This window comes from Acetobacter pomorum, assembly GCF_002738225.1.
Lineage (GTDB): Bacteria > Pseudomonadota > Alphaproteobacteria > Acetobacterales > Acetobacteraceae > Acetobacter > Acetobacter pomorum.
On sequence record NZ_PEBQ01000139.1, the window covers coordinates 1 to 12688 of the forward strand.

The following is a 12688-nucleotide window of genomic DNA, read 5'->3' on the forward strand; positions in this document are numbered from 1 at the left end:
GACGGTTGCCTGTGTAAAGAGGAGTATCTCCCCTTGAAACAGACAGACCCTCTGTCGCCTCCGCCTGCATCCTTTGCAGATCGTCTTGGAATTCCCGCGCCTCTGTTCTGGGGCTTTGTGGGGCTTCTGTTCTTTATGATTGGTGATGGCGTAGAAGCCGGTTACCTTGCGCCTTATCTGGAAGCGCACGGTACATCTTCCGGCAATACCGCGCTTTTGTTTACTATTTACGGTGTTACCGTTTCCATTTCCGCCTGGTTATCTGGCCCATTGTCTGATCTCTGGGGCCCCAAACGGGTTATGTGGATTGGCTTGATCATATGGGCCATTTTTGAAGTTATCTTTCTAGCCTGTGGCGTTGCAGTTAACAGCTACCCCATTATGCTGCTAGCTTATTCCCTCCGTGGTTTGGGGTATCCGCTTTTCACTTACGGCTTTCTGGTCTGGATTGCTGCGGCCACTCCTCCGCGTCAGCTTGGTTCTGCAGCTGGCTGGTTCTGGTTTGCTTTTTCAGGCGGCCTGCCTACGCTTGGCTCTCTGTTCGCCAGCTTTGCCATTCCTGTTATTGGAGAAATGGCTACTTTCTGGTCTTCTCTGGGTATGGTTGTGTTTGGCGGCCTGCTGGCGCTGTTGCTTACGCGTGAACCTACTGGCTCCCAGCGTCTGGCAGCCCCCAACACCCCAGCCAAGGAAATATTTTTTAGCTCCATCAGCATTCTCTGGCGCGAACCCAAAACGTTTGTGGCCATGCTGGTGCGTACAATTAACACCTCATCAGAATATGCTTTTCTGGTGATTATGCCGACTTTCTTTACCAAAGTTGTGGGCTTTACGCTTTCGCAGTGGCTGCAGCTTCTGTCCATCGTTTTTCTGTCCAATATTCTGGTAAATCTGTTTTCCGGCATTTCAGCAGACAGACTGGGACACCGTGAAGTTGTGGCTTTTGGTGGTGGCATTGGTGCTGCCATTATGGTGCCAGCCTTTTACTACGTGCCGCAAATGTTTCCCGGCAACTTTATGGTAGCTGCCATTGTGGGGGCCCTGTACGGCGCAACACTGGCTGCTTTTGTGCCGCTGTCCGGTTTAGTGCCCCAGATCTGCCCGAAGGAAAAAGCTGCAGCTCTTTCTGCTCTGGGGTTGGGTGCTGGCGCCAGCACATGGGTTGGCCCGGCCATTGTAACGTGGTTTGAATCCTGGCACGGCGTTGAAGGTATTATCTGGATTTTCTCTGGCCTGTATGTGGCCTCGGCCCTGATGACCATGTGCCTGACCATTTCACCAGAAGCACGCCGCTATCTGAAAAAAATCTCTGATCGGGAAAAGCAGAACCGTGCTGCTGCACGCGGTGATATTGCTGAAGAACTATCCCTTAGCAAACAGTCCTGAACATCATTTTCTTTAGATTGCAACGCTAACAAAAGCCTCATCCAATTCTGGATGAGGCTTTTTTGTGCTCTACAAAAACCAGACACTCAACAAATCTCAGGTTTTCGCACCGATTATTGGTTTGGAAAGCAGATCAAGCGCCAGAAACGCCTTCTCCCACCATCTCCAGCGGGTTCACGACTTTATCAAACGTTGCCGCATCTACATAGCCGGATTTCAAAGCTGCATCTTTAAGGGAAAGATCATGCTCCATGGCAATATGGGCAATTTCTGCAGCTTTATCGTATCCTATTACAGGCGCTAATGCTGTCACAAGCATAACGGACCCACCGACATTCTGTTTAAGCCGCTTTTCATTCAGTTGCGTGCCTTCTACCGAATAGACGCGGAAATTATGGCAGCCATCAGCCAGAATACGGATACTGGCAAGGCAATTGGCCAATATAACTGGCCGCATAACATTTAAATCCAACTGACCCTGGCTGGCTGCAAAAGCAATTGTATTATCATTACCCATAACTTGTGTTGCAATCATCACCATTGCTTCACATTGGGTGGGGTTTACTTTGCCAGGCATAATGGAAGATCCCGGCTCATTTTCAGGCAGATGCAATTCTCCCAATCCACACCGAGGACCAGAAGCCAGCCAACGCATATCATTGGCAATTTTAAGCAATGGCACAGCCAGACCACGCAACCCGGCTGATGTTCTGGCCATGGCATCCAATCCGCTTAATGCTGCAAATTTGTTGGGTGCTGTCACAAAGGGCTGGCCTGTCAACTCAGCTATGCGCGCTGCTATCGCTTTGCTGAAGCCTTTGGGAGCATTTAATCCCGTACCTACAGCAGTGCCCCCTGCAGCAAGTTCAAACAGTGCTTCACGATCTTTTCGCAAAGCCTCAAGTGCATCTTCCAGCATTTGCACCCAGCCGGACCATTCCTGCCCCACTGTTAAAGGCACGGCATCCTGCAAATGGGTGCGCCCGATTTTAACAACATCCATCCATTGCTCTGCCTTCTGGCGCAAAGCTTCAATAAGCTTTTCTACGCTGGGCAAAAGCCGCTTCTCAATTTCCAGCAATGTTACGACATGCATGGCCGTGGGGAATGAATCGTTGCTGGATTGGCCCATATTCACATCATCATTGGGGTGAATGGGCGTTTTGGAGCCAATTTTTCCGCCTACAAGCTGAATGGCGCGGTTTGCAATCACCTCATTCACATTCATATTTGTCTGGGTGCCAGACCCTGTCTGCCAGACAAAGAGTGGAAAATGCGCATCCAGTTTGCCCGCTGTTACCTCATCAGCAACTGTGGCAATCAAATCAGCTTTCCATTGCGGCATCCGTCCTTCCGCTGCATTTACCAACGCGGCCGCTTTTTTAACAATGCCATAGGCATGATACAGCGGAAGCGGCATGTGTTCTGTGCCAATGGAAAAATGCACCAGACTGCGCTGCGTTTGCGCTCCCCAGTATTTATCGGCCGGAACATCTATGGCTCCCATTGAATCCCGTTCCTGCCGAACACCTGTGGCCTGAATACCTACAGGACAAAAACGAATTTGCGGATTATTGCTCATGATACATTGCCTCCCTGCCAGATCATTATGTCGAGCTGGCTTTCTGGTTTGGGCAGCATAGACCTCTTCCGCGTCTAAAAATGAGGTCACAACAATCACATTTAGACGATTGTCATTATGGTAAAATATTTATCGAAATTATGAAATTTATATATGCGGATTATTTTGTTTCTCTCATTTTATTTACTCTGAAACGCCAAGAAACAAATATGCGTTATTTATGTATCTGAATTTAAATACACATTTAGTTTGCAACACACACTTACAAAATCATATACAATACAAAAATCCATATAAAACATGCATTTCTGTTATGAATTTGGGCATTTTACATACTTGCTATAACTAAACGTTTATTCTACACGCTTTGTTCATATCATTCAAAAGGTCGTTATGTTTGACGCCTTATACGGATATGGCTCGATGCATGATTCCATAGAAAATTATCATGCAAATAATTTTGTCGTGAAATGGTACAGCATTCAAAGTGCACATACCGTGAAAAATATGAGAAAACTGTTACTGACAGGAAGCCTGCTAGCTGGCACCATATTGCTATCTGCGCCCGCACTGGCTGATGACGCACAGGAACTGGCAGCAATTAAAGCGGAAATGCGCCGGTTAGCTGCCCAAGTGCAGGCCATTGAATCCCGTCAGGCCAAACGGCACCCCGGCTCCAGTGGGTCTGTACACAGTGTTGCACATGGCGCAACAGCATCTTCAAGCATTAAACCCGGAAATAAACTGGCAACTGCCTATACAAATCAACCAGACCGGGAAGATCCTTCTATCCGTTTTTCACCAGATGAAGGGCCTGTTAAAACAGCATCTGATACACATGGAGGTACAGCCAAGGGTGGTCTGGGCTTTAAATGGCTTCCTGCAGCTTCTAGCGATGATACGGAAGAAAAGACCCATTCGTCCATCGATCTTTCCTCTGCCAGCCCAACTGCCATTACACAGACGGAAGTTGACAGGCTTCCGCCCATTTTCAGCATTGGTGGCATATCTGTAAAGCTGGGGGGCTTTATAGATATGTCCAACATCTGGCGCAGTTCAAACATGACCAGCGGCCCTGCAACGGGTTGGGGCAACTTCCCTTATGCCAACAGCCCTAACCATGGGCTTTCTGAAGAACGTCTTTCCGCCCAGCTCAGCCGTCTGTCTATTTTAATGGAAGCCAATCCCAGCAAATCTTCTCGTTTGCAGGCTTATGTTGAAAGTGATTTTGCAGGTTCTGGCAGCACCACCAACAGCGTGCAGATTAACGGTTACACGCCGCGCTTGCGGCAGGGTTACTTTACCTTCACCCAAAAAGATTGGGGCCTGCATATTCTTATGGGGCAAGCATGGAGCTTGGCAACCAACTACGCCAAAGGCATTATTCCCCGCCAAGAAGAATTGCCGGCAGTTACGGATAACAACCAGCTTCCTGGTATTGTCTTTACACGCGTGCCTCAAATCCGAATTGGTAAGGACTGGAACCAAAAGTACTGGCTTGGCCTTTCTATTGAAGATCCGCAGGCAACCGTTGGCTTTTCCTCTTCCATCAGTTCTGGCAGCACCATTCCTGCCGCACGCGGGCAGGCTGATGGCGCACGCGTTTACTATGCCAACACCGGGGGCATGTTGCTGAATGCTGCAACAAATTACTCCTACAACCCTGTTCCTGATATGATCCTAAAAGCTGCAGCAGATACATCTTTCGGCCATTACGAAGTTTTTGGGCTGGCCCGCTGGTTCCGCTCTTTGGCTGTTGAACCAGGCACAACCACCACCAAAAAACATACCCATTTTGGCGGCGGTGTGGGCGCAGGCATGACAGCTCCCCTAGGCACCAACCGTCTGCATCTTACAGGTGATATACTGGCCGGAGATGGCATTGGCCGTTATGGCCCAACCCAGATACCAGACACAACATTCAATGGCCGAGGGCAACTGACACCTGTTCCCGAAATTATGGGATCTCTTGGTTTGGTCGGGCACCCCAATTCTTCCGTGCTGCTCTATACTTATGGTGGCGTAGAGGCTTCTGGCCGCAAACGCTATATTGGTGCAGACGGCAAACAATATGGCTATGGCGTAAACGATTTGGATCTGGCCGGATGCGATGTGGAGTTTGGTGTCTGTAGTGCGCAAACACACACCCTCGCCTCCTTTACCGCTGGCGGATGGTGGCATTTTCTGCAGGGCCGCTACGGCAGCATGATGGCGGGTTTACAATATACTTTTGTACGTAAATTTGCCTTTAAGGGAAATGATGGGTTGGGCCATAGTGTAGACCCAGCAACATCAGGCAATACGGTTTATGTTACCTTTCGGTATTTTCCGTTCCAGTAAATACACAGTTTCAGCTCATGCCAAAACCTTTCATTTTACGGTAAAGGGTGGCACGGCTAATGCCCAAACCACGAGCTGCCTGTGTGACATTACCTTGAGAAACAGCTAGAGCGGAGCGAATAACGTTTTCTTCCGCTTTCTGAAAACTTATTTCCGAACCTTCTTCCAATTCTGTCAGCAAGTTAGGGTGTTCGGCAATGGTTTGATCTGTCCAGCCCATCCATTCCCGTGCGGCGTGCGTAGCACCTATAATTTCCCCCTGATTGTTAACAGACACCAAAGGTGCTGAGCACCCTCGGACAGACCCCAGAGTGAGTATTTTCTGCCCCGCATAACTGTTACGGAAAAGCTGTTCTTCAATACGTCGGCCAGATTGCGCGAGTGTTTCCATTAATAGCTTATCAACGGGTTGTTCTCTTTTGCCATTCATGGAGGCAAGATTGAGGGCTCCTGCCACGCGGCCTTGTGCATCAAATAAAGGGACAGCATAACTGATTAACAAAGTAAAACAGAAACGCCAGTGTGCACCATGCCCTAAAAAAATTGGGCACTTATCCTCTACACATGTGCCAATACCATTAGTGCCGGCTATGGCTTCGTTCCAAATCGCACCTTCTCGCAGGTTCAGACGGCGGCAAACAGAAAGGTGTGTTGCATCCACACAGCGCGCAAGAATCATGGCATCTGCATCTGCCAACAACACCATCAACCCCAAGCCCTGAACCAATGTAAAAAGGTGCTGCATTTCTTCTGCAGCCTGGCGCAAAAGCAAAGCGGACCGACTACTTACATGCCGAAATTCTGCACCACATAGCACTTCAGCCTTCCATTTCTGGGAAGGATCCAACTGATAAGATGTCTCACAGCGTATCCAGGACTTCTGTACTATTTCCTCTATTTTTTCTTTTTTAGAATCAGTGGGTTGAGAAATATACTGTGTATTCATTACAGAGGACTCTACCATATCCGACACGGACATTTTAAAGACGTTTCAAATGTTGTTTCCTCTTATACATAAAAAATATAACTCTCATAGGTATGTGTGGGCTCTATTTTCTATACTTTCTGAGGAATAAATTTTTTGTTATAAATTGAGAGTATTTACTGACATCAATAAACGAATTTTATGTAACATACATTCATTTTCGAAGTACTTTTCCCTTCAAAAGAATACGATTAGCAGGTGTTATCACGCGTGCCTGTTGCGTTTACAAATCACAATGGCAAAACGCATAAAGGCAAGCATCAGCCACCTTCTATCAAATACATCTGAATATTCTGATAAGTAACAATAACTGGCAAATAAACGCGTAGTGTGGGGCCCAGAAACACTGGAGCCCCACGTTGTGACACGTTACTGAGGTGTGGAAGCTTTCTCACCATCCAGTGTATAAGCGATAATATAATCACCACTTCTGGTGCCAAGACCACCGTGGCCACCTGCGGCAATCAGCACATATTGCTTGCCACCAGATTCATAGCTCATCGGGGTTGCTTGCCCTCCTGCGGGCAAACGGTCACGCCAGATAACCTTACCCGTCGCCAAATCAAAGGCGCGCAGATAATCATCCGCTGTTGCTCCCATAAACACCACGCCACCTTTGGTAACAATGTTGCCGCCAATATTATACATACCGGTAGGTAAAGGCAGGTTGTTATGGGTACGAAAAGGCCCAGTATCACGTGTTGTGCCAACAGGGTGCTGCCAGACAATCTTCTTGGTTACCAGGTCAATGGCTGTCAGCGTGCCCCAAACTGGCCCTTTACAGGGAATCTGCAGCGGGTTCAGCCAAGGGTTAGTCAGCGCAATGTATGGTGTACCGTAATCTGGAGAAACAGAAAGCGCATCACCTTTAGGCGCTGGTTCCTCCCCGCTTCCATTCCATTTGGGCAGTGTTCCTGCTTGCTCTAGCCCTGTACGTCTTTCCAGTTTGATGCGGAAAGGCAGATAGCTTGCATTGGCCAGCATGATCTTGCGCTGGGGGTCAATAGTAATGCCCTGCCAATCTATAACACCGTAAAATGCTGGATAAACAATGGTTGTTTTGCCTACATGCGGTGGTGTGAACTGCCCTTCGTAAGCAGACTGACGGTACTGGATACGGCAAATCATCTGGTCCAGCAACGTTGCCCCCCACATATCAGACTCTTTCAGATCTGCCGGTGTGAGAGAAGGCATGGCAACAGGGTAAGGTTGTGTAGGCGATACGCGATCATCCGGCGCATGGCCAGCAGTGGGTACCGGCTTTTCTTCAACCGGATAGCCTGGAACCGGTGTTCCGGTACGGCGATCAAGAACAAAAAATTCGCCACGCTTGGTGCTTTGCACCAGTGCAGGAATCTGTTCCCCATTTGCGCCCGGAAGTTCCACCATGGATGGTCCGGATGGAATATCCATGTCCCAAAGATCATGATGCACAGTCTGGTATGTCCAACGACGTTCACCCGTTACAATATCCAAGGCAATTGTGGCGGAAGATGTGGCATCGTCAAACGGGCGGCGGCTTCCGCCCCAGTTATCTGGCGGAGCATTCCCTGTGGGAATGTAAACAAGCCCCAGATTAAGGTCTGCCGTGTAAACACCCCAAGCATTGGGCGTATCACGCGTTAGCTCATCATTCGGGCCAGGCTTCCATGTTTCTGGTGTATGGCCTGCATCCCACGCCCAGGCAATTTCACCTGTTGTGGCATCAAACGCACGAATAGCGCCTGAAGGCTCAAAGTTGGCCTGATTATCAAAAACCCATCCACCAGTGATGACACGATTTTTGGCTACCATTGGAGGAGAGGTTACAAAATGAAACCCATGCGGCACATGCCCCAGATACTGACGCAGGGAAATAAAGCCGTGATCACCAAAATCTTCACAGGGTTGCCCGGTTTCTGCATTGACTGCGACCATGCGCACATCAGCTACCGGTGAGTAAATGCGGTTACGGCAGTTTGTCTGAATTTCATCCGGGATATGATAATAAGAAACACCGCGACAAGCCAGATAAACGTTTTTATCCAAGTCTGCAGTGGCCGGATGTGGGTCAAACTTCCACTTTACCTTCCCTGTCGCAGCATCCAACGCCATCACCCAGCTATGGGGGGTGCACATGTAAAGTGTATCACCCACTTTAATAGGTGTAAGTTCAAGATTGAACTCATGCCCTTGGTCAGGCCCAGCCACTGTGCCTTCCCCTTGCTGCTGCACGTCTCCTGTACGTGTTACCCATGCGCGCTTCAGATGCGAGATGTTGGAAGCCGTAATCTGCCCCAATGGGGTATAGCGGTCTCCCCCAACAGTCCGGCCATAGGCGGCCCAATCTCCATCAGGCACCCCTGTGGATGCCTCATCAGACTGGCCACTTGCCATCATACGCTCTGCTGGCACGGTGCCATCAATGGAATAAGAACTAAAGCAGCTTGCTAGCACCACAAGGCCAGAAACCGCCAAAGCCCCCAAAACGTCACGCTTATCAGCAAGCCAGCTCTGGCCAGAGCGCCAAACACCCGGCAGCAACAACCATGCACCTAGCCCGATAAGTGTGAACAGACGAACTTCCAGCCCCCAGATATTCAGCCCAACTTCACATACAGACCAAATGGTGGCTACAAGCAGCAAAACTGCATAGAGCCGCATAGCCAAAACAGGCTTGCGAAACCCGCTGATAGCGGCCCCCAGCATGACGCCACCCGCAATAATATAAAACCAGGAACCACCAAGAAACAGAAGTTCCGCGCCGCCAAAAAAGAGGAAAAGCCCCACAATGGCTAGCAGAATAGAGGTTATAAGCGAGAATAACCTCGTCTGACTCTCTCGCATACTCGTGTTCTTTCTACAGTTTCACGAGCCGCTATGGGCTGCACTTTTGTAAAGCCCGTATGCCCTAGCGACCGATGGTCCTGCACAACATGAAAAAACGCAAAATCAATATACTTTTGTTCTGTTTTTCACACGAGATTGTAGAGAAGATCGCCAACTGTCTCACGGATGAAACAGTTGGCTAGATAAGCTGTTATAACCCCAGTATTTCTATCGCTTCGATAAAGTCAGAATGCCCATGTTGCATCACAACTGAACCAAAGCATGTTGTTTGTGCCGTTATTCACGGTTGGGTTTTGCACAGTGCCCGCCTGGTTAAAAGGCCTTGTACCGTTAAGAGATTTATCCAGCCGGATTTCTGGCCGAATAGTAAAGCCACCCAAAGCAAGCCTTTTGTTCACAAACTCAGGCCTGTAGGCCACGCCTAGCGTGAGTTCTCCATACGTGGTTGGCAGGGCATTATAATAAGGAAAAGGCTTGTTACTTAACGCTTGCGTAAGGGAGTTGAAGCTGGAGTATTCTGTAATCACCCCACCTGTATTATCGCGGAACACCTCTCCGCGTGCATTCAATGTCAGCCAAGGGTGAATATCGTAGGAAAAATAGGTTGTTACCCCATAGGCATCATCCCGCAGGGCATCATCATGTAAATAAGTGCCATCTACAGAGACAGTCATCTTATCATTAATATGATACGTAGCCATAACATCCGCATTATACTGCATAAGACTATTGGCCTGTTTGCCAATACCTGCGCTTACCCACCCGGTCGGTGAAACAATTGTGCGGCCGTTATTTCCCTGCGGTCCAAAATGGCCAATGGCATGCACGTCCAGCTTACCGTCCATCAGCTTGTTCCATGCCAAACCAAAATAACCTTTAGGTTTGTTATTATTGCCCGATGCCCCGAAGGTTGTAGAGTTCCCCGCATCTATACCCAATATCCAGTCCATATGGCGCGTGAGATGCATGGTGGCCAGAATACCCACTGTCTGGAACGGCACTATATAGTCTGATGCATAGTTATATGTATAAAAAGGCCGCGCAAGTGCGGGCGTGCCCTCGGCTCCCATAATGCCGTACATCTGGCCAATCTGCACATCAATGCCGCGTTTGAATATCCACGGAAGATGCACATCCAGATGTGCCTGCGTAGGTGCCCACTGATACAAACCGTGTAAAGAACCAGCCCCCATCCCGATTGTGGGGTCAAACCGCGCATCGGAACCATACATGGCTTCCAGCACAAAGCCGATCCCATACCCGCTCCCGACCGACGTAACGGGATGGGAAAGTGAGCCAATAATCTGGTTTAATGTAACCGTATTGGCGCGATCTGAATAATACTGCGCAAAGTTGCGGCCAGAACGCGTCCAGGGGTTTCCGGAAATTCCAGCCTCTATTGTTACGTGCCCTTCCAGCCCTTCCCAATATGTTGGCGTATGCCCTGGTTGGACATGGAACAGATTGCCCGCACGGGGCTTCATGGCTTCATCTTCTTCAGAAAGAGAGGTTGCTGGAGGTTCCTCTCCATCTGTTGGCGTGCCAGCCGCTTTTTCTGCTTTTTTAGACTGCACCGTTTGGGCCAAATCCCCCACCTGCACCTGTGCTGCTCCAGATGTTTCCGCCCGCGCTGTTACCACACCAGCCTTACACACAAATGCAACGCAACATGAAAGCAATACAAATTTGGAAACACTCATATTATTTATTTTTTTTAACATGTATCACTTCTCTTGCGCACCAGAAACAGTGACGAATACAAAATTTATTGTCATGCACTTGAATTTTTACAAACACACAACAGATTTAACAGCATTATATTTTTGCTGCATTTACACGGCCAAAACGTCCGTTTCGAATTGGGAATAATATAGCGTGCGCAAAAAGGCAATCCTTCAAACACAAAAATAAATATCGTTTTCAGCGCTATTCCTGCTGTTAAAGCGCCATTTTTGCCGTTTCTACCCTTTGGCCAGATCTTTTCTGCATAATGTCCTGGAAACTTTTTTGGCCTTGTTACGTTTTGCGTAAGCTTTTACGGCCACAACAGATCATGAGGTATTTCTAAATTTTGTATATTTTTACATAAGTTTTTTCGTTTTTAAAATGTCCCTAAAATATTGGATATTTTTACGTATAAATTACATGCTTATATTTGCAGAAATTACTTATATATTTATTATACATATATTGTTGTAATAAATCATAAATACGTGCGTGCACGGTATAGAATTGCATACTGATATGCGAAATTTGCATGCCATCCTGTTTTTCGATTACAAGAGATAACTCTTTTCAACAATCTAAAGGGCGGAACAACACAGCAATGACATCGCTTTTCACGGATGCCACACTTTTTGTTTTCCTTCCTTGGGTGCTATGGCGTCTTTTGCACAAAGCACTGCCTATTGTTGTATTGCCTATCCTTATTGGCATTCTTCTAGCTGTCTGGCATGCACCCGTTAAGGAACTGGGTATTCCCTCTTTTTATGGTGATACTATTGGGTGGATTGCCGTATTGGTGCTGGCTTTTACCGCAGGCTTGGAAATGTGGCAGCATCCAGAAGGAGATACATCTGCCCATGCTATTGCCTCCCCTTCGTTAGGCCGCCTGTTAGCTGGTGCTGGTGTGGCCTTAGGTATTCCTTTCTTGCTTGGTTCTATCTTGGCATATACCTGTTTTTTGCCCTTGCATGGATGGCAGGCACCTCAAGCCTCCCCACTTATTGCGGCAGCTTCTATCGGGCTATGCATTTCTGTAAGCGCACTTCCTGTTTTGATCGGTGTTGTAAGAGAGCTTGACGCCACGCAACGTCCATTAGGGCAATTGGCACTTAAACTTGCCGTTGTGGATGATGCCGCACTCTGGATTGGCTTGGCCGTATTGCAATTTGCCGAAAAAGGCTCTGCCGCCCTGCATGGTTGGACGGGATTGGAGTTTCTGGCCATTGCATTATTGGCCGGATTGGCCGCCGCTGGTAACTGGGCCTCTCGTCATTTTCGTCATCCCCCCATGTGGATTATCTGGGTAACTGTTCCCATTTATCTGGTAGCGGGATCATGGGCCAGCATGCAGCTTGGATTACATGAGCTTATTGGCGCGTACTTTGCGGGCGCTATCATGCCGCCCAGTTGGGTCAAACGCCTTCCCATAGAACAGGTGGGAACATTCGCTTTAATCTGGCTTGCCCCTTTGTTCTTTGGGCACAGCGGCCTACGAATAAATGGAGACGCCTTAACATGGCCTTCCATTATTGCTTCTTTTGCTTTGGTTGCTGTTTCAATCCTCACCAAGATTGGTGCAGTCTACGTGTTTCCGCCAGCCCCGGGCCTTAAACCCAGGCAGGCTTTGGGCATTGGTGCCTTGCTACAGTGCAAAGGTCTTATGGAAATTGTTGCCGCCACCATTTTGCACGAACAAGGTATGCTATCTGATTTTGCCTTTGCATCTCTGATGGTTCTGGCCGTCATTTCCACTATATTAACAGGCCCTCTTTTTCGACGCGGAAATCTCACAGAAGGGTTGTACATCGGGTTAGATTATGAAAAAGTCTGTTTTGCACAAA

The 12688-nt window shown here is 48.3% G+C and carries 7 protein-coding genes; 3 read left to right on the forward strand and 4 right to left on the reverse strand.

What is annotated here, in order from left to right; all coding sequences use genetic code 11:
* The first annotated feature begins 33 nt into the window (after window positions 1-33).
* On the forward strand, window positions 34-1386 hold the full coding sequence (locus CSR02_RS09550; RefSeq protein WP_042787348.1) for an MFS transporter: 1353 nt from the start codon (window positions 34-36) through the stop codon (window positions 1384-1386).
* A gap of 133 nt (window positions 1387-1519) precedes the next feature.
* Here CSR02_RS09550 and fumC read toward each other — a convergent pair whose 3' ends face one another.
* Complete coding sequence (fumC, locus tag CSR02_RS09555; protein WP_099541495.1) at window positions 1520-2968, reverse strand: class II fumarate hydratase; 1449 nt, start codon at window positions 2966-2968, stop codon at window positions 1520-1522.
* 423 nt (window positions 2969-3391) lie between these two features.
* Here fumC and CSR02_RS09560 point away from each other — a divergent pair, with 423 nt between their 5' ends.
* Entirely contained in the window at window positions 3392-5308 is a 1917-nt protein-coding gene (locus tag CSR02_RS09560; RefSeq protein ID WP_099541496.1) for a hypothetical protein, read from the forward strand.
* A gap of 10 nt (window positions 5309-5318) precedes the next feature.
* Here CSR02_RS09560 and CSR02_RS09565 read toward each other — a convergent pair whose 3' ends face one another.
* The 3 genes from CSR02_RS09565 to CSR02_RS09575 all read right to left on the reverse strand — a co-directional run bounded on the left by CSR02_RS09565 (window position 5319) and on the right by CSR02_RS09575 (window position 10843).
* Window positions 5319-6287 carry a helix-turn-helix domain-containing protein gene (locus CSR02_RS09565; protein ID WP_183172717.1) on the reverse strand — a complete coding sequence of 323 codons (969 nt, stop codon included), beginning with the start codon at window positions 6285-6287 and terminating at the stop codon, window positions 5319-5321.
* 375 nt (window positions 6288-6662) lie between these two features.
* A complete protein-coding gene (locus tag CSR02_RS09570) occupies window positions 6663-9119 on the reverse strand; it encodes a membrane-bound PQQ-dependent dehydrogenase, glucose/quinate/shikimate family (RefSeq protein ID WP_099541497.1) in 2457 nt (818 codons plus the stop codon).
* Between the two features lie 227 nt (window positions 9120-9346).
* Entirely contained in the window at window positions 9347-10843 is a 1497-nt protein-coding gene (locus tag CSR02_RS09575) for an outer membrane beta-barrel protein (protein WP_099541498.1), read from the reverse strand.
* A 605-nt stretch (window positions 10844-11448) separates the two neighbouring features.
* Between CSR02_RS09575 and CSR02_RS09580 the strand changes: the two genes are divergently transcribed.
* Window positions 11449-12688, forward strand: a 1240-nt coding sequence (locus CSR02_RS09580; RefSeq protein ID WP_244176924.1) for a cation:proton antiporter, incomplete at its 3' end; no start/stop codon positions are given.

Excerpts from the sequence above, each read along its gene's own strand:
- CSR02_RS09570 (WP_099541497.1), bottom strand. The coding sequence starts at position 9,119 with ATGCGAGAGAGTCAGACGAGGTTATTCTCGCTTATAACCTCTATTCTG.
- fumC (WP_099541495.1), bottom strand. The coding sequence starts at position 2,968 with ATGAGCAATAATCCGCAAATTCGTTTTTGTCCTGTAGGTATTCAGGCC.
- CSR02_RS09565 (WP_183172717.1), bottom strand. The coding sequence starts at position 6,287 with ATGTCCGTGTCGGATATGGTAGAGTCCTCTGTAATGAATACACAGTAT.
- CSR02_RS09575 (WP_099541498.1), bottom strand. The coding sequence starts at position 10,843 with ATGTTAAAAAAAATAAATAATATGAGTGTTTCCAAATTTGTATTGCTT.
- CSR02_RS09560 (WP_099541496.1), top strand. The coding sequence starts at position 3,392 with ATGCATGATTCCATAGAAAATTATCATGCAAATAATTTTGTCGTGAAA.